The 17,628-nt window shown below is 72.1% G+C and carries 12 protein-coding genes; 7 read left to right on the top strand and 5 right to left on the bottom strand.

Going from position 1 to position 17,628, the window contains the following annotated elements; all coding sequences use genetic code 11:
* Positions 1-25 precede the first annotated feature (25 nt).
* From WMF22_RS50055 to WMF22_RS50045, 3 genes are all read right to left on the bottom strand, one after another.
* The gene (locus WMF22_RS50055; protein ID WP_438034334.1) at positions 26-1,516 is read right to left on the bottom strand and encodes a ferritin-like domain-containing protein; all 1,491 of its coding nucleotides are present in this window, start codon (positions 1,514-1,516) and stop codon (positions 26-28) included.
* 410 nt (positions 1,517-1,926) lie between these two features.
* On the bottom strand, positions 1,927-2,517 hold the full coding sequence (locus WMF22_RS50050; protein WP_438034333.1) for a hypothetical protein: 591 nt from the start codon (positions 2,515-2,517) through the stop codon (positions 1,927-1,929).
* A 62-nt stretch (positions 2,518-2,579) separates the two neighbouring features.
* The gene (locus tag WMF22_RS50045; protein ID WP_438034332.1) at positions 2,580-4,064 is read right to left on the bottom strand and encodes a serine/threonine-protein kinase; all 1,485 of its coding nucleotides are present in this window, start codon (positions 4,062-4,064) and stop codon (positions 2,580-2,582) included.
* Positions 4,065-4,354: 290 nt separating this feature from the next.
* Here WMF22_RS50045 and hemL point away from each other — a divergent pair, with 290 nt between their 5' ends.
* Complete coding sequence (gene hemL / locus WMF22_RS50040) at positions 4,355-5,668, top strand: glutamate-1-semialdehyde 2,1-aminomutase (RefSeq protein ID WP_438034331.1); 1,314 nt, start codon at positions 4,355-4,357, stop codon at positions 5,666-5,668.
* Positions 5,669-5,813: 145 nt separating this feature from the next.
* Here the strand turns inward: hemL and WMF22_RS50035 are convergent, their stop codons facing one another.
* Positions 5,814-7,556 carry an FG-GAP repeat domain-containing protein gene (locus WMF22_RS50035; RefSeq protein WP_438034330.1) on the bottom strand — a complete coding sequence of 581 codons (1,743 nt, stop codon included), beginning with the start codon at positions 7,554-7,556 and terminating at the stop codon, positions 5,814-5,816.
* A 293-nt stretch (positions 7,557-7,849) separates the two neighbouring features.
* Here WMF22_RS50035 and WMF22_RS50030 point away from each other — a divergent pair, with 293 nt between their 5' ends.
* From WMF22_RS50030 to WMF22_RS50020, 3 genes are all read left to right on the top strand, one after another.
* Positions 7,850-8,452 (top strand): hypothetical protein, encoded by a 603-nt coding sequence (locus WMF22_RS50030; RefSeq protein ID WP_437296897.1) that lies wholly within the window; start codon positions 7,850-7,852, stop codon positions 8,450-8,452.
* 14 nt (positions 8,453-8,466) lie between these two features.
* Positions 8,467-9,960, top strand: coding sequence for an aminomethyl-transferring glycine dehydrogenase subunit GcvPB (gene gcvPB, locus WMF22_RS50025; RefSeq protein ID WP_012241772.1), 1,494 nt, complete (start codon positions 8,467-8,469; stop codon positions 9,958-9,960).
* 143 nt (positions 9,961-10,103) lie between these two features.
* Positions 10,104-10,412 carry a hypothetical protein gene (locus WMF22_RS50020; RefSeq protein WP_437296896.1) on the top strand — a complete coding sequence of 103 codons (309 nt, stop codon included), beginning with the start codon at positions 10,104-10,106 and terminating at the stop codon, positions 10,410-10,412.
* An 11-nt stretch (positions 10,413-10,423) separates the two neighbouring features.
* On the opposite strand, the gene WMF22_RS50015 is transcribed toward WMF22_RS50020, so the two are convergent.
* Positions 10,424-14,266: a serine/threonine-protein kinase gene (locus WMF22_RS50015; RefSeq protein WP_437296895.1), complete on the bottom strand. Its 3,843-nt coding sequence runs from the start codon at positions 14,264-14,266 to the stop codon at positions 10,424-10,426.
* Between the two features lie 397 nt (positions 14,267-14,663).
* On the opposite strand from WMF22_RS50015, the gene WMF22_RS50010 reads away from it, so the two are divergent.
* From WMF22_RS50010 to WMF22_RS50000, 3 genes are read left to right on the top strand one after another with little or no spacing between them, the layout of a single operon-like run.
* Positions 14,664-15,779 carry an ABC transporter ATP-binding protein gene (locus WMF22_RS50010; RefSeq protein WP_437296894.1) on the top strand — a complete coding sequence of 372 codons (1,116 nt, stop codon included), beginning with the start codon at positions 14,664-14,666 and terminating at the stop codon, positions 15,777-15,779.
* Complete coding sequence (locus tag WMF22_RS50005) at positions 15,772-16,665, top strand: ABC transporter permease (RefSeq protein ID WP_012241768.1); 894 nt, start codon at positions 15,772-15,774, stop codon at positions 16,663-16,665. The genes WMF22_RS50010 and WMF22_RS50005 overlap by 8 nt, the downstream gene beginning before the upstream one ends.
* On the top strand, positions 16,662-17,492 hold the full coding sequence (locus tag WMF22_RS50000; protein ID WP_437296893.1) for an ABC transporter permease: 831 nt from the start codon (positions 16,662-16,664) through the stop codon (positions 17,490-17,492). Before WMF22_RS50005 ends, WMF22_RS50000 begins: the two co-directional genes overlap by 4 nt.
* The last annotated feature ends 136 nt before the right edge of the window (positions 17,493-17,628 follow it).

The following is a 17,628-nucleotide window of genomic DNA, read 5'->3' as shown; positions in this document are numbered from 1 at the left end:
AATCTGCCTCATCAATCCGCTGCGGTCAGGAGGATCCCTGTGGCGGACTCGACGGTTGCGCTGCCATGCTGTCGCACGACAGCCCCGGTAAGGCCGCGCGGCACGGCGCGATGACCTCGGCGAGCACCTCGCGGCGCAGCGCCCCGAGCGCGCGCGCCGGGAGCAGGCCGAGCGCCTCGTGCACGGCGGGCCCGGGGGCCGGGTCGACTGCGTAGCGGGCGGCGGCGCGGGAGAACGCCCGCTCCGCCGCGGAGCGCGCCGGCTCGCCGAACGTCGCGAGCATCCACGAGAGCGCCCTCCACGAGAGCGCCGCGTGCCGTTCCTCGTCGGCGGCGATGCGCGCGAGCGTGGCCGCGAGCGCCGGATCCCCCGCGCGCTGCGCGATCTCACGGCCCTCCGCCGCGCCCAGCGCCTCGCCAACGCAGCCCTCCTCGACGAGCGCCTCCACCACCTCGGCGACGCCGGCGCCGAGCGGCGCCGTTGCCGCCTCGAGCAGCGGCCCGGGGCCGATGGCCCGGCCGGCGAGGCGGGAGGCGACGCCGTAGGCGAGGCGCGCGTGCTCCACCTCGTCGAGCGCGGCGCGGTGCGCCTCGCCGACGAGGGCGGCCGGCGCGCCGAGCGCGAGCAGCTGGAGGGAGAAGCGGGCGAAGCTCGCGATGGACGCGTGCTCGAGCGCCGCCACGGCGGCGTAGTGCGCCGCGGCGAGCTCGCGCAGCTCGGGCGAGAGGGACGCGACATCGAGCTCGGCGGGAGCGCGCCAGTCGTCGCGCGCGGCGCCCTGCGCGGCGCGCGCCTGGCCGTCGACGACGAGCGGGCGGCCGATGGCGCAGGAGATCCCGGCGCACTCCCAGCGCACGCTCTCGGCATCCGGGTCGGTGACGACGCAGGCGGCGCCGCGGCTCTCGTCCGATCGGCAGTCCGCGTCGCTCTGACAGGTATCTTCCTTGGTGCGGCAGGCGAGCGTCACCTGCTCCCAGCAGCCGTTGAAGTACGCCGACAGGCCGCAGGCGCTGCCGGGGCAATCGGCGTCGACCGAGCAGAGGGCCTTTGCGCAGACCGAGTGCTGCTCCCGGAGGGCGCCTGTCCCCTTGCACACGCAGGCCTCGGACGCGCCGCACTCCGCGTCGCTCTCGCAGGCGTACTCGCAGCCGCAATACGCGCCTATCTGCCCGAACGAGCTCACGCACTTTCCGCGAGGTCCCTCGTTGCAATCGGCGTCCGTCCTGCACTGAAACGTTCGTTCGGTGCCGCTGCACGCGCGCTGATCGATGGTCGCGTCGCACCGGACCCGCGTGGCGCGGTGCACGGTGCCATCCCGCTCCGTCACCCAGCCGACGCCGCGCGGCGGCCGGGGCGCAGGCGCGGCTTGTTCGTCCGGGACGCCGGCGTCGCGAGGCGTGGCCGTCTGCGGCTCGCCGAGCGTGACGACCGCGATCTCGGGGCTCTTCGCGTTGGAGCAGCCGGCGGCGCCGGCGGCGAGGAGGAGGGTCATGCGGAGCGAGCGGTGGCGTTCCATTCGCGGCAGGGTAGCAGAGGGGCGCGCGACGCCGGACCGGCCGGCTGCGCGCGGCGCCGCCGCGGTGCGAGCGCGCTTCACCCGAGTCGAACGGTTCGGGCATGGACACCGATGCTCGCCGGACCTGCCGAGAAGCGCGCGCCCTCGGCGGTGCACGGTCCTCTCCGGGATTCCACGCCAGAGCGAGCCGTCTCGGCGACCGTGCCAGGTTTTCTGAGGGGTCCAGTCTTCCAGTCCTCAGAGCACCTGCTCGGAGCCGAGCGACTCTCCATGATCCATCTTCGGCGGAGCTGCCTCAGCGCGCTCGTCCCTCACACCGTCCGGAGCCGAGCAGCGAGATGAGCTGCGGTGTGGAGACATGGTCGCGAAGCACGGCGCGAGGCCGCGCGCCGCTGCGCACGGCGCGGCAGCTACCTCCTCGCCCTGCGCCCGATCCCGCGTGCGTCGCGCCCGATCGGCTCGCCCAGCTCGAACGCCGGCTCGCCGGTCCTCGCCGGCGGCGCTTGCGGCTCGCCCGCCTCGAGCGGGCCGTGCGCATGCTCGGCGTCGTCGATGGATGGATAGCGCTCCACGTCGCCGTCGACCCGGAAGCCCCCCTCGCGCGCCGGGCGCACAAAGCGGCCGAGGACGAGCCCCTCGTCCCAGATGCCGCGGTGCTCGACCGCGATCGCGGCGCCCACCACCACCTCGGAGAGCCGCGCGAGGTCGCCCTCCGGCCGCTTCGGCGTGGGCCGCCACCGCAGGATCACGTCCTCGTGAAGCACCACCACGGCGCGATCGCCGGGCAGCTCGGAGACCCCGAGGGCAAGACGGACGCGGCACCCAGGAACGCTGGCGCCCGCCCCACGCTCGTCAGCGGCAACGCCCTCCAGGTCGCCAGCAGCGCCCTCCAGGTCGCGCACAGCGCCCTCCAGGTCGCCGCGCGCGGCGCCCTCCCCCTCATCGCCCACCTCATGGATCGCAATGCTCTGCCCCGGACGCAGATCCTCGAGCGCCGTCATGCGAGGTCCTCCCCCCGGAGATGTCGACCACGGACATGGCGCCGTCAAGCCGGCCGCGCGGGCTACCTCGGCGCCGGAGCGACCCTGCTGCCCGGCGGCGCCGCGGTCCCGGCCTCGCCCTTGCGCGCCAGGTTCAGCTGGATCCGCGCGGGGGACTCCGACGTGATCTCGACCGTCTGCGAGAGGCCGTCGCTCGTTCGCACGTCCACCGAGAGCGACACCCCAGGCATAGGCCGCGCGATGACCTGGCTGCCCACGCCGAGCACCACGCCGTTCAGCCGCACCACCGCGGCGCTCGGCTCGATCTGCACCGCGATCGGATCCACGAGCGACCGCTGATCCCTCGGCCGGCTCAGCGCGACGAACATGAGCGACGCCACCGCGACGCCCGTGGACACCGAGGCCACGAGCCACGGCAGCGCCACCGGGCGCAGCGCGTCGCCGCCGGCGCGCATCAGCCCGCCGAGCCCCCGCCGCGGCTCCGAGCGCACGCTCCGCCGGCCCTCGGAGGGCGGCCCCGCGGACAGCGTCGCGCCCGGCTTCGGCCGCCACCCCGCGCGCTGCTGCGGGGCGACGGCGGCCGCGATGCGCTGCCGCTCCTCCTCCATGCTCTCCCCGCAGCGCGAAAGGAGGAGCTCCGCCACGTGCGCGGGCGTCACCACGCCCGACCTGCGCATGAGGAAATCCTCCAGCACGCTCGCCATCTCGCCCGCCGTCTGGAAGCGCTTCCGCGGATCGCGCGCGAGCGCCTTCACGATGATCTCCTCGAGATCACGCGGGCAATGCGGCGCGATCAGCGTGGGCCGCGGCGGCTCCGGCACCCCGGTCTGCGGCAGCACGAGGTCGTGCAGCACCTGGAACGGGAGCGCGCCCGTCACCGCCTCGAAGAGCACCACGCCGAGCGAGAAGATGTCCGAGCGGCGATCGACCGGCTGGCCCTGCGCCTGCTCCGGCGACATGTACTCGCCCTTGCCCTTGATCTCGCCCGTCTGCGTCGTGTCGCCCAGGCGCTCGAACGCCTTCACGATCCCGAAATCGGCCACCTTCACGGTGCCGTCGCGATCGATGAGGATGTTCTGCGGGCAGACGTCGCGGTGCACGATGCCGAGCGGCTCCCCGCGATCGTCGTGGAGGTCGTGCGCCGCGTGCAGCCCGTGCGCCGCGTCGGCCACGATGCGCGAGGCGATCGCCGGGGAGAGCGGCATCGGACGGAGGCCCGGCCGGAGCAGCTGCTGCATCGTCTGCCCGTCGATCCACTCCATCACGAGGAAGAGCACGCCGTCCGTGTCGCCGAGGTCGAGGATCTCGACCACGTTGCGGTGGTGGATCTTCGAGGCGAGGTTCGCCTCGTCGAGGAACATGCGCTGGAACTGCGGATCGCGCGCGAGCGCCGGGATGAGCGTCTTCAGCGCGACGACCTTGTGAAAGCCGCGGGAGCCCTCCATGCGCGCGGCCCATACCTGGGCCATCCCACCCTCGCCGATGAGGCGCAGAAGCTCATATCGCCCGAGACGCTGCCCCGGACCGGGGTCCTCGGAGATCCGCATGGCTCACCAGATGCTGGTGCTCGGGGAGCCGCGCCCGCGGTCCCCAGGAGCAGCCCGGCCGCGGGTCGCGGCCCCTCTCTCCAGACGATCACCATAGCCAAGCGCGACCGCGCCGGAAAGGCTCGTGTGGCGCGCCAGCGCCCGCGACGCCTCGATCCCGGCGTCCGTGATGCCCGCGACGCCCCGCGCCCGGCATCCGCGATGCGACGCCCCGCGTCCTCCACGCCCCTCTCCCCGCGCCCGCGATCCGCGTCGCTCCCTCGCCTCGCCCCTGCTATGGCCGGAGCACGATGACGAACGCGACAAGCGCTCCGCCCGCCCGCGCGGACCGGGCCCCCGCCTCCAAAGCCCTGTTCGACCGCGCCGCCGCCGTCCTGCCGGGCGGCGTGAACAGCCCCGTGCGCGCCTTCCGCGCCGTCGGCGGCGACCCCCTGTTCATCGCGCGCGCCCGGGGCGCGCGGCTGTTCGACGCCGACGGGGCCGAGTACATCGACTACGTCGGCTCCTGGGGGCCGGCCATCCTCGGCCACGCGCACCCCGCCGTCATCGAGGCCGTCCGCGAGGCCGCCCTCGGCGGACTCTCGTTCGGCGCGCCGACCGAGCTCGAGGTCCGCTTCGCCGAGAAGATCCGCGAGCTCTACCCGAGCATCGACATGCTGCGCTGCGTCTCGAGCGGCACCGAGGCCACGATGAGCGCCATCCGCGTCGCGCGCGGCTTCACGCGCCGCGACGCCATCATCAAGTTCGAGGGCTGCTACCACGGCCACGCCGATCACCTGCTCGTCAAGGCGGGCAGCGGGCTCGCCACCTTCGGCGCCCCCGACTCCGCCGGCGTCCCCGAGAGCATCGCCCGCACCACGCTGTCCTTGCCCTACAACGACCCGGCCGCCCTCGAGGCCGCCTTCGCCACGCGCGGCGGCGACATCGCCGCGGTCATCCTCGAGCCCGTGGTCGGCAACATGGGCTGCGTCCCGCCCGAGCCCGGGTTCCTCGCCCTCGTCATCGACCTCTGCCGCAAGCACGGCGCGCTCTCGATCTTCGACGAGGTGATGACCGGCTGCCGCCTCGCCCGCGGCGGCGCGCAGGAGCGCTTCGGCCTCCGGCCGGATCTGACGACGCTCGGCAAGATCGTCGGCGGCGGCATGCCCCTCGCGGCCTACGGCGGCCGCGCCGACGTGATGCGCGTCGTCTCGCCGCTCGGCCCCGTGTACCAGGCGGGCACGCTCAGCGGCAACCCGCTCGCGGTCACGGCGGGGCTCGCGACGCTCGATCGCCTGACGCCCGCGCTCTACGAGCGGCTCGAGAAGCTCGGCGCGTCCCTCGAGGCGGGCCTCCGGGCCGCCGCCGAGGGCGCCGGCGCGGCCGCGTGCGTCCAGCGGGTCGGCTCGATGATCACGCTGTTCTTCACGAAGGGCCCGGTCCGCTCCTGGGCCGACGCCGCCACGTCCGACACGAAGCGCTTCAGCGCCTTCCACGCGGCGATGCTCGCGCGAGGCGTCTACTGGCCTCCGTCGCAGTACGAGGCGGCGTTCCTGAGCGGCGCGCACTCGGAAGAGGACATCGAGCGGACGATCGCCGCCTGCCGCGAGGCGCTCGCGGCCTGAGCGCCTCGCCGGCCTCTCCCAGGAGGACCCCCGCGACGGCGAGGCCAGGACGGCGAAGGGCCGACCGCCGCGGCGATCGGCCCTCTCAGCGCCGGCGCTCCTTCTTCAGCTTCAGCGCCGGCGCGCGAACGGTCCTCGGAGCGTGTCAGTCGGCCGCGCGGACCCAGCCGTTTCTGTAGTAGTTGCCGCGGGCGGTCGGCCAGAGCAGGCAGTTCGTCGCCGATCCCGGCACCGTGTACACGTACGTGTTCGGCTCCGGGTCCGCCCCGTTCCACCCGATCTCGCGGAGCGACACGACGATCTCGATCGTCCCGTCGCCGTTCACGTCGGCCAGCGTCGGCACCGGCATCGCGCCGAGCCGCGGCAGCGGGATCTTGTGGAGGATCGTGCCGCCGGCGTCGAGGACGAAGAGGTGGCTCCTGTTCTCATCGGTCGAGTAGGTGTTGAACACGATCTCGGGGATGCCGTCGCCCGACAGATCCCCGACCACGACGCCGCCCGTGAGCACCTGCGTGTCGTCCGTGTAGGTGACGTCCCAGAACTCGGTCTTGTCGGCGTAGACCGCGTGGATCCGCCCGTCCAGGCCCGCGAAGATCATCTCGGGCCCGGCGCGCGTCGCGTCGAGATCGGCCACGGTCACCTGCTGCGTCATGGCCACGATGTTGCCGTCGAAATCCTCGCCGCCGGACAGGTAGTCCGAGGCGTAGAACGGGCTCTCCCACCCCTCGATGCGGCTCGCGTCGTTGCGGACCGCCCACAGGCCGACGCCCTGGGACTGGTCGTTCATGGCGACGTCCTCGGCCGCCGCGAGCATGACGATCTCCGGCGTGCCGTCGCCGTCGAGATCCGCGATCGCAGGGGCCGAGTTCTTGAAATAGGCCTGCAGGTCGCTGCTGTCGCCGAAGCCCTGCTTCGCGAGCTCGAGATCGTGCATGTACCGCACGCCCGGCGTCTTCGGACGGCCCTCGAACATGGGATTCGCGTCGAAGGCCTCCCCCGTGCCGTGATAGAACCCGGCATAGGAGTTATCCATCGGCGAGACGATGTCCTGCGATCCATCGCCGTCGAGATCGCCGATGGCCAGGTTCTGGTCGTAGCCGCCCACGATCCAGCACTCGGCGTCGTCGCTGCGGCGCGCGTCGCAGCCGATCGTCTGGCTCTCGATCGGCGGGAAGCCCGCGACCGCCGACCCGCTCGCGTGGAAGGCCATCAGGATGTCGGAGTAGTCGGACCTGCCGGTGCTCGCGGCGACGACGTCGAGCTGACCGTCGCCGTCGATGTCGCCCGCGGCGAGGGAGCGGATCTCGTCGTTCCAGGTGACGGGCCAGCCGCTCACCAGCCGGCCGCTCGCGTCGAGCATGTAGATCGTGGTGCGCGCCGCGAAGACCACCTCGAGCTGCCCGTCGCCGCGGAAGTCCGCGACGATCGGGCTCGCCCAGATGCGGCCGTTCTGGCGCGACTCGGTGTACCGCCACTTCTGCTCGCCGTCGGGGCCCCAGACGACGACGTTGCCGTTGTGCGTCACCAGGATCTCCTGCTCGCCGTCGCCGTCGAGATCGGCGACCACCGGCGACCCAAGCCACGCGCTCTCGTCGTCGTCGGACAGCTGGAGGAAGAGCTGGGGCTCCGCGACGTCGGAGGAGCCGCTCGACGCAGGAGCGCACGACGCGGCGGCCGGCAGCGGCTTGGAGCCCCCACCGACGGGGGGGCGGTAGCCACCGGAGCCAGAGGAGCCACTGCCGCTGCCGCTGCCGCTGCCGGTGGTGGGAGAGGTGCCGTCCAGGTTGCCGAGCTGCCCTTCGCAGGCCGCGAGGGCGAGGACGCTGGTGAAGAGAGCGATTCTACCGGGAATTACAAAACCTCGGTTGGAGACAAGGGAGTTCATCATGCCAGGGAGCTTACCAGCGCTCTGGGCCCTACAAGGAGGTGGAAGCGGAAAATTGACGCAGTCGCGCACACGCCGAACGGTACGTTACGCTCCTCCTTCTGGCGCGCAGGTGGCACACGTCATTGCAGGAGGGAGGCAAGTACACGTTCGTGACGTAGCGCGCACGCGCTCCATCCCCGTTCCCGTTCCCGTTCCCGTTCCCGTTCCCCACCTCCGCTCGCGCCCCCGCGCGACGTCGGAGGCGCATGGCGGGGGTATGGGTGCGGGTAGGTGCTGTGCTAGGCTCCGCCGCCATGAACGTATCGCGACGGCTTTGGATTGCTGGCGCCGCATGTGCCCTCCTGATGGGGACGACGGCGCTTGGCTGCAGCTCGAATCCCCCGCCCAAGACGGCCAAGGTGCAGGCCGGTGACATGCCCGAAGGCGGCGACTGGACGGGGGTCTATTACAGCGAGCTCTACGGCTACCTGCACCTCGTGCAGGACAACGACGCCATCGAGGGGCGCTGGATCCGCCCCGTCAAAGATCGCTGGGGCGTGCTGCACGGGACGGTGACAGGCGACCTCATCAAGTTCACGTGGACCGAGCACACCATCGGCGCGATCGGGCAGAGCGCGACCAAGGAAGGCCGGGGGTACTTCAAGTACCAGCGGCCTGAGGGCGAGAACGTCGACGACCGGCTGGCAGGCGAGATCGGCCGCAACAAGGACGAGGTCGGCGAGCCCTGGGAAGCGGTCAAGCAGCGCAACATGCTCCCGGATCTGAAGTCGATCGGGGGCTCCGGCGCCTCCGACATGGGCGGCGGCGACTGGGACAGCGCGAACCAGGAGGAAGGCGCGCCCGAGCCGCCCGCATCTCCCTCCGACGAAGCACCTGCCGAGCCCCCCGGCCTCTGACATAACAGCCCCCGATGACCCAACCGCAGCCTCGAGGCATTCAGTTCCGCGAACCCCCCATCTTCGAGCGTGGCACGCCGGGCAGGACCGGCGCGTCGCTCCCCCCGCTCGACGTGCCCGAGGTCGAGCCCGCCGCCCACTACGGCGCGCTCGCCCGCAAGGAGCCGGCCGGCCTGCCGGAGGTGAGCGAGCCGGAGGCCTTCCGGCACTTCATCCGGCTCTCGCAGTGGAACTTCTGCATCGACGGGCAGATGTACCCGCTCGGGTCGTGCACGATGAAGTACAACCCGAAGATCAACGAGTGGGCCGCGCGCATCCCCGGGTTCGCGAAGCTGCACCCGATGACGCCCGACGAGCTCAGCCAGGGCTCGCTCGAGGTGATGTGGCGCCTGCAGGAGGCGCTCTGCGAGGTCAGCGGGATGGACGGCTGCTCGCTGCAGCCCTCCGCGGGCGCGCAGGGCGAGCTCGCCGGGCTGATGATGATGCGGGCGTTCCACGAGTCGAAGGGGCGCTCGCCGAGGAAGGTGTTCATCCCGGAGAGCGCCCACGGCACGAACCCGGCGAGCTGCGCGCTCAACGGGCTCGTGGCCGTCCGGATCGAGAAGACCGCCGACGGCATCACCCACCCCGAGCAGGTCCTCGCCGCGATCGAGCGCGAGGGGTCGGACGGCGACGTCTGCGGGCTGATGATCACGAACCCGAACACCCTCGGGGCCTACGAGACGCACCTGCCGGCGATCATCAAGCTCATCCACGACAAGGGCGGGCTCGTGTACGGCGACGGCGCGAACACGAACGCCATCATGGGGCACGCGCGCCCGGGCGACGTCGGCATGGACGTCATCCACATCAACCTGCACAAGACGTTCACGACCCCGCACGGCGGCGGCGGCCCCGGCTCCGGGCCGGTCTGCTTCAAGAAACACCTGGAGCCGTTCCAGCCGTCGCCCGTCCTCGTGCGGCGCGGCGACGCCTTCGCGTGGGACCGCGACCGGCCCCAGAGCGTCGGGCGGCTCCGGGCCTTCACGGGCAACTTCGGCATGTTCATCCGGGCGTACACGTACATCCGCGAGATGGGCGGCGACGGCCTCACGGCGGCGAGCAGCCTCGCCGTGCTCAACGCGCGCTACCTGTGGGCCAAGCTGAAGGACCACTACCTCGCGCCGGTACCGCAGCCGTGCATGCACGAGGTGGTGCTCTCCGACAGCCAGCTGGAGAAGGAGACCGGGGTCAAGACGCTCGACGTCGCCAAGCGGCTGCTCGACTACGGCTTTCACGCGCCCACGGTCTACTTCCCGCTGGTCGTGCCCGGCGCCCTGATGATCGAGCCGACGGAGACGGAGACCCGCGAGACCCTCGACGAGTTCGTGGCCGCGATGCTCAGCATCCTCAAGGAGGCGCAGGAGACGCCGGAGGTCGTGAAGCAGGCGCCCCACGGCACGGTGGTCGGCCGCCTCGACGAGGCCCGCGCCGCGCGCCAGCCGCGCCTGCGATGGTCGAAGGCCTGAGCTCCCCGGCGGAGGCGGCCCGCGGTCGGCCTCCTCCGGCGGCGCCAGCCGGCCGCGCGCTCCAAATTCGCGAATCTCCGCCGGACGCGACTACAATGAGCGCCGAGGGACCGCAGTGAGGCACCTCACGGGACGAGCGACGCGTGGCCGATACCGTTGAGAACGAAGGCGACATCGAGACGATCAGCCAGACCACCCCGGTCTCGGTCGGAGACACCGTGCGCCTCGTGTTCCGCGCCTACGACGAGGCGACCCCGCCGTTCAACATCAAGATCCGCTCCCCTTCGGGGAAGATCATCATCGAGCGTGTGCTGCGCGATCTGCCCACCGGCAAGCCGCAGAGCGCCTCGCCCGTCGAGTTCAGCGCGTCGTCCCCCGGCGAGTACAAGATCGAGATCAAGCAGCTCTACGGCAAGGCGAAGGGCACGGCCGTCCTGCGCGTGAAAGCCTGAGGCGCTCCGCGCTAGCTCGCAAAACCGGGGAGGAGCATCGCGGTCATGCGGTCCGGGTTCACGATGCCCTGCTCGTGCATCCAGCCGTTCGCCGCCTCGACGGCGGCGCGGCCCTCGTCGCCCTTCAGCAGCTCGCCGTGGCGGCGCCGCGCCGCCGCGGCGTAGAGGGCCATGCCGGCGGCCTCGAAGCCGCGCAGCGCGTCGGCCAGCTGCTGGACGGCCGCCTCCCCCTCGCCGCGGGCCGCGGCGATCGCCGCGCGCACCGCGGCCGCGAGCGGGTCGGCCCAGGGCATGTGCTCCGCGTCGATCTTGCGGGCGGCGCGCGTCGCCTCCTCGTACAGCGGCTCCGCGTCGGCCGGCGTGGACGCGGCGGCGGCGGCCAGCGCGGCGCAGGCCCGGAGGTGGGTGATGATGATGCGCACGGCCTGGATGCGCAGGACGAGCGAGCTCTCGAGGCCCGCCCGCTGCTCCGCGAAGAGGCGGTACGTCGCCTCGCCCTCGCCCCGGTACAGGCCGATGTGCGCGCGGGCGACGAGATCGAAGTAGCTCTGCAGCTGGAAGCCCGCCTTCGACCAGCTCCGGATGGCGTCCTGCGCCTGGCGCAGCGCGGAGTCGGGGTCGTCTCCGACGAGCCAGTAGGCGTTGCTCTGCGAGGAGCGGAGGCTCGTGGCGAGGTAGCGGTCGCCGCGCTCGTCGGCCGCCTGCAGGTACATCGGGACCCGGCGCATGAACTCGCGCGTCTCGCCGCCGTACCAGAGCGCCCAGACCGAGAAGGTGTGCGCCCAGCTCCGCTCCCACGTGACGCCGGTGCAGCGCTCGCGAAAGATGGTGTCCGCCCGGTCGAGATCGGCCACGCCCTGCTGCCAGCGGCCGAACAGCGTCGCGGTGACGCCGCCGACGAAGCCGACGAGGCCGAGCGCGTGAGGCCTGCCGATGCGCGCCGCGATCGCGCTCGCCGTCGAGAGCAGATCGGCGACGCGGGACGCGGACGGGCCGCCGTCGATCGCGAGGTAGGCCGCCTCGAAGGCGAGCGCGCGCGTCACGCGGTACGGCTCGCCCGCCTTGAGCGACAGCAGGAGGTTGCGCGCCTGGAAGTCGGCGCCGCGCGTGGGGTCGACGATGGCGAGCCCCATCGCCGCCGACCAGCAGACGTCGATGCGCATGAGGTCCTCGGGCGAGACCTCGTCGGCGGGGCGCTCGACGAAGTTGAGCCCGCGCAGGCGCACCTGCGCGCGCCGCAGCATCAGCGACGCGACAGCGAGCTCCGGCGTCTTCGGCACCTGCATGCCGACCGCGCCGAGCACCGAGCGCAGGCCCGCCATCCCGGCGTCGACGTAGCCGGCGCGGAGCAGGTTCTCCGCGGCCCGGCGGCCGAGATCGATCGCCTCGGACTCCGGGGCGCCGTCGCTCGCGGCCATGTAGGCCTCCGCGGCCTTGGCGCCGCGGCCCGCGCTGCTCAGGGCGTCGCCGAGCTTGGCGAGCACGACCCGCCGCTCCGCCGCGCCGGGCAGGTGGAGGTCGATCGCCATGCGGTAGAGGCGCGCCGCGTGGTCGAACGCGAAGGCGGCCTCGGCGTGCTCACCGGCGCGCACGGCGTAGCCGGCGGCGCGCTCGGGATCCCCGGCGGCGCGCCAGTGCTCGGCCAGCGCCTCGAGCTCCGCGCGCCCCGACGCCTCCAGCGCCAGCGCGAGCCGGCCGTGCCAGCTGCGCGCCGCCTGCTCGTCGAGCCGGCTCGCCACCGTCTCCCGGATGCGGTTGTGGAACGGCTCGAGGAACTCGTCCTGACCCGAGCCGCCGGTCCGCACGAGGTTCGCCGCGCGCAGGGCCGAGAGCACCCGGGTGAGCTCGCCGAAGTCGGCCGCCATGGCGTGCGCGGCCACTGACGTCAGCACCGGCGCGCCGGCGCACACGACGAGCTCGAGCAGCTGGCGCGCCCGCGGGTCGAGCCGGCTGATCCGCGCCCAGAGGACGTCGTCGAGGCGCACCGGACCGCCGTCGGCGTCCGGGGACATCATCCGGTGGCGCAGGAGCGCGTCGATGAAGAGCGGGTGGCCGCCGGCCTCCTGCGCGATCGCCTCGATGCTGAGCGGGCGGCCGACCTGGGCTTGGGCGCCGCGGAGGAGGAGCGCGCAGAGCTCCTGCGCCTCCGCGAGCGACAGGCGGTGGAGGATGATGTGCCCGAGCGAGTCGATCGGCACCCCGAGCTGCCGCGAGACGGGCGGCGCGGTCTCCGAGGCGGTCCGCACCGTCGCCACGAGCATCATCGCGCGCGGGCGCGAGGGGTCGACCAGCGCGCCCGAGGACACGGGCCCATCGAGGCCGGCGAACGAGCCGGGCCTCGTCGCGGCGTGGAGATCGGCCTCGGTCCACGGGCGCATCACCTCCGAGAGCAGCGCGACGCTGTCGGCGTCCGCCCACTGGAGATCGTCGATCGCGAGCACGAGCGGCCGCTCGGCCGCGAGCCGGCCCAAGAGCTCCCGGAGCGCGGCGAAGACGAGGGCGCGGATCTCGGGCGGGTCGATCGCCTTGCGCCGGGCGCGCGCCTCCGTGATCGCCGGGACCGTCCGGAGCACCGGGAACACGGTGCCGAGCAGGCCCGCGTTGGGCGGCAGCAGCGCCTTGACCTGCTCGGGGGGGCGGCGCACGAGGTGCCGGCTCAGCCCGTCGATGAGCTCGTCCACCGCCTTGTAGGGGACGGCCTCGCGCTCGTAGCAGCGCCCCGCGAGGACGAGCGCCTCCTTGTCGATGCGCTCCAGGAACCGGCGCAGGAGCGCGCTCTTGCCGACGCCCGACTCGCCCTCGATGAACCGCGTGACCGCGCGCCCGAGCTTCGCCTCCGCGAACGCGCCATCGAGCGCGGCGAGCTCGCTGCGCCTGCCGACGAAGCCGATGCGCTGCGAGAGGACGGGCGGCTCCTCGATGAGCTCCTGCACCTGCAGCCGGCGCAGCACGTCGCGCGCGGTCGGCCGGGCGGCCGGGTCGATGCGCAGCATGTCCACGCAGAGCTCGTCGATGTCGGGGGGCATGTCCTCGACGAGCCGGCTCGGCGGCGGAGGCTCCGCTCGCCGCATCATGTCGAGCGCCGCCTTGGGCGCCGTCTGGAACGGGTAGACGCCGGTCAGCGCGAGGTAAAGCATGACCCCGACACTGTAGATGTCCGCCTCGGGCCCGGCCGCCTTGGCCTCGGCCTGCTCGGGCGCCATGTAATGGAGCGTTCCGACGACGGCCTGCTCGCGCCCTGTGCCGCTCGCGTCGGCGACGAAGCCGAAGTCGAGGAGGACCACCCGCTCTTCCGCGGTCACGAGGACGTTGGAAGGCTTGATATCGCGGTGAACCTTGTAAGCCGCATGCACCGCCGCGAGCCCCTGGGCGAGCTGCGCCAGGGCCGAGCGGAGGCGGGCCTCGTGGAAGGGGCGCTTGATCCGGGGCTGTGGCTCCGAGGCGGGGCCCTGCACGGCAGACCACATGGGGCTCGACGGCAGGGTCGAGCGGCGCCCGACGCCCGCGGGCTCGCCCCTCGGCCCGGCGTCGCCCTCCTCGTGGAGCCGCACGTGGACCACGAAGTCGACGCCGCGGATGAGCTCCATCGTGAAGAAGAGCTGCCCTTCTTCCTCGTGGAGCTCGCCGAGGCTGACCAGGTTCGGGTGCTGGATGTCCTGGAGCGCGCGGAACTCGTTCTTGAACCGGAGGCGCGCGTCGGCGCTCAGATTCCGGAGGATCTTGAGCGCGACCCGCCCCTTCCGCTCGCGATCGAAGGCCTCGTAGACAACCCCCATCCCGCCGCGGCCCACGACGCGAACGACCTGGAAGCGACGCGTGCCTCCAAACTCGGGTCTCGCGTTCCTCAGGCCCATGCGTGGGACCAAGAAATCACCGGCGCCGAGCGGTGGCAAGCAGTGCGTGGGGAGCGCGTGGGGAGCGCGTGGGGAGTGCGTGGGGAGCGCGTGGGGCGCGCGTGGGGAGCGCGTGGGGAGCGCGCGGCGAACGCGTGGGGAGCGCTCCAGCGCCGCGCAAGCCCTGCGCGGCGCTGGAGCGCGCCGCGAGCAGGATCGGCAGAAAGGTGGCACGCCCAGGGGAAGGGCGGTAGCGTACGCCGCCTGCGAGCGAAAAGAGCCCGGCCGGGCGCGCGCCGCTCAGCCGGTCAGCCCGGCGCGCACCCAGTTGACAACGGGAGGGCATCATGGTCTGCGTAGTACGCTCCGAGGCTTCGGAAGCGGTTCGGAAAGCGCCACGCGCGAAGGGTTTGCTGGGGTGATCCAGAGGTTGAGAGACTTCTTCTCGTCGCCGGGGCAGCGCAGCATGACGCCCCTGACCGAGAGCGCGGCCGAGCGCAACCCGGGATGCAGCCTCGTTGTAGAGAACGTCAGCAAGAGCTTCGGTAAGACACAGATACTGAACGACGTGTCGTTCACGGCGGAGGCCGGCGAGTTCATCACGCTCCTCGGGCCTTCGGGCTGCGGCAAGACGACGCTGCTCCGCATCATCGCGGGGCTCGATCGCGCCGATCGGGGGCAGATCCTGCTCGCGGGCAGGGCGGTTGACCACCTGCCGGCGAACCGCAGGCCGGTGAACACCGTGTTCCAGAACTATGCGCTGTTCCCGCATCTGAGCGTGTTCGAGAACGTGGCCTTCGGCCTGAGGTCGCGCAGCTTCCCTGACGCCGAGGTGCGCGAGCGCGTGCGTTCGAGCCTCTCGATGCTGAAGCTCGATGACCTCGCGGAGCGGTATCCGCACCAGATCTCGGGCGGTCAGAAGCAGCGAGTCGCGCTCGCGCGCGCGGTCGTCAACGAGCCTGAGGTGCTGCTGCTCGACGAGCCGATGTCGGCGCTCGACGCGAAGCTGCGCGCCGAGGTGCAGCTCGACCTGCGCCGGCTCCAGCGCGCGCTCGGCAAGACGTTCGTGCTCGTCACGCACGATCAGGACGAGGCGATGACCGTCTCGGACCGCATCGTGCTGATGAACAAGGGCCGCATCGAGCAGCAGGGGGCGACGGCCGAGGTCTACGAGCGGCCGCAGAGCCGCTTCGCCGCCGAGTTCTTCGGCGCGGCCAACCTCATCTCCGCGCAGCGCGTCGGCGCCACGCTCGTCTTCACGACGGTGGGCGCGCTGAGGGTGCAGACCAAGCCTCAGTGGGAGTACGGCACGCTCGCGATCCACCCCGAGTGGATCGAGCTCTGCGACAACGAGCCGCCGGAGAACGGCGTGCGCGGCGTGGTGAAGGAGAGCTTCTACCGCGGCGATCACGTGGAGCTCATCATCGAGCCCGGGCCGCTGCGCGTGCAGCTCAGCCCCCGCTCGCGGCTCAAGCCCGGCTCCTCGGTCTGGCTCGCCCTGCCCGCCGAGCGGCTCGAGGTGCTCAGTGACTGAGCCCACGGTCTGGTATGGCCAGCTCACGACGCGGCGCAGGCTCCTCGCGCGGGGGTCCCTGCTCATCGCGGGCGGCGTCTCCTGGCTGTCCGTGTTCCTCCTCTTGCCGAGCCTGGCGCTCCTCGTCGTGTCGTTCCTCAAGCGCGACGCGGACGGCGCCCTGCTCTGGGAGCTGTCGTTCGAGTCGTTCGAGCGCATCTTCGGCTCCGCGTCCGGCGAGAACGCGCGCATCCTCATCAGGAGCATCGTCCTCGCGCTCGTCGTGACGACCGCCTCCGTGATGCTCGCCTATCCGATGGCCTTCTTCATCGCGCGCGGCTCTCGGCGCCGGCGCTTCTTCTGGCTCGCGCTCATCATCGTCCCGCTCTGCACGAACCTCGTGATCCGCACGTTCAGCTGGAAGCTCCTCCTGTCGGCGCAGCTCCTGCCTGCCAAGCTCGCCGCCTGGCTCGGGTGGATCGACCCGGGCCGCGACGTCTATCCCAGCTGGACGGCGGTCACGATCGGCCTCGTCGCGGCCTCCCTCCCGTTCGCCGTGGTCCCCCTCTACACGAGCATCGATCGTCTCGACTGGTCGCTCGTCGAGGCCGCGCAGGACCTCTATGCGTCGCGGCTGCGCATCTTCCTCGCGGCGATCCTGCCGCAGACCCTCCCCGGCCTCAGCGTCGCAGTCCTCCTCACGTACGTCCCCGCGATGAGCGTCTTCGTGGTGAGCGACATGCTCGGCGGCGCGAAGCACTGGCTGATAGGGAACCTCATCCAGCACCAGTTCGGCCCGGGGAGGAACATCCCTTACGGCGCGGCGCTCAGCCTGGTGCTCATCGTCCTGACGCTGGGCGGCGTGTCCCTCTACCGCCGGAATGGGCGCTCCGTGGAGATCCTGTGAAGCTCGGCCGGCGCCTCTGGCGCGCGCTGACGACGATCGCCGCCTTCTTCGGCTTCGCGCTCCTCTACCTGCCGCTCTTCGCGGTCGCCGTCTACTCGTTCAACGCCGCGGAGCGGGGCCTGCTCTGGACCGGCTTCTCGGTCCGCTGGTACCTCGATCTCTTCGCCGATCCCGAGACCAGCCGGCGCGCCATGGAGATCCGCGAGGTCGCCGTGAACACCCTGATGCTCGGCGGCGCCTCCACGCTCATCGCGACCGTCCTCGGGACGCTGCTCGCCCTGGGGATGCACTTTCCGTGGCCGAGCTCCGTGAGTCGCGTGCTCGAGTCGATCGTGGACATCCCGGCGGTCGCCCCCGATATCACGTTCGCGGCGGTGCTGGTCATGGCGTTCAACGTGCTCCGCCGCCTGGTGGACCATTGGTTCGAGCCCAGCATGACGACGATGATCATCGGTCATGTGACGTTCGAGATCGCGTTCGTGACGCTCATCGTCCGCAGTCGGCTCGTCGCCATCGGGCCGACGCTGAGCGAGGCCGCGATGGACCTCTATGCGTCGCCGTGGCTCCACTTCCGGAGGGTCACGCTCCCCCTCCTGTGGCCGGCGATCGTGGGGGGCGCCATGCTGGCGTTCACGCTGTCGCTCAACGACTTCGTGATCAGCTTCTTCACGTCCGGCCCGCGCTCGGTCACGCTCCCGCTCTACGTCTACCAATCTCAGATGCGAGGCGTGCGGACCGACCTGTTCGCGATTTCAACGCTCCTCCTGATCGGCGTGGCGGTGTCCATCGTGATCCTGGAGCGGCTCACCCGCTGGAGGCACGATTGAGCCGCCGGCCCGGGCTCGCGGCGGAGGCGGCGGAACTCAGCGCGCCGGGCGCCGGGCGGCCACGCCGCGCGGAGCCCGGCGGACGCCTGCGCGTCAGCGCAGCGATGCACCGCCCTTGTTCACCTTGGCGCTGGGC

The organism is Sorangium sp. So ce204 (genome assembly GCF_051526795.1).
GTDB lineage: Bacteria > Myxococcota_A > Polyangia > Polyangiales > Polyangiaceae > Sorangium > Sorangium cellulosum_B.
This window is presented reverse-complemented; position numbering and strand designations above follow the sequence as displayed.

Coding starts and splice junctions, on each gene's coding strand:
- WMF22_RS50015 (WP_437296895.1), bottom strand. CDS start 14,266: ATGGGCCTGAGGAACGCGAGACCCGAGTTTGGAGGCACGCGTCGCTTC.
- WMF22_RS50050 (WP_438034333.1), bottom strand. CDS start 2,517: ATGACGGCGCTCGAGGATCTGCGTCCGGGGCAGAGCATTGCGATCCAT.
- gcvPB (WP_012241772.1), top strand. CDS start 8,467: ATGACCCAACCGCAGCCTCGAGGCATTCAGTTCCGCGAACCCCCCATC.
- WMF22_RS50035 (WP_438034330.1), bottom strand. CDS start 7,556: ATGATGAACTCCCTTGTCTCCAACCGAGGTTTTGTAATTCCCGGTAGA.
- WMF22_RS50030 (WP_437296897.1), top strand. CDS start 7,850: ATGAACGTATCGCGACGGCTTTGGATTGCTGGCGCCGCATGTGCCCTC.
- WMF22_RS50055 (WP_438034334.1), bottom strand. CDS start 1,516: ATGGAACGCCACCGCTCGCTCCGCATGACCCTCCTCCTCGCCGCCGGC.
- WMF22_RS50045 (WP_438034332.1), bottom strand. CDS start 4,064: ATGCGGATCTCCGAGGACCCCGGTCCGGGGCAGCGTCTCGGGCGATAT.
- hemL (WP_438034331.1), top strand. CDS start 4,355: ATGACGAACGCGACAAGCGCTCCGCCCGCCCGCGCGGACCGGGCCCCC.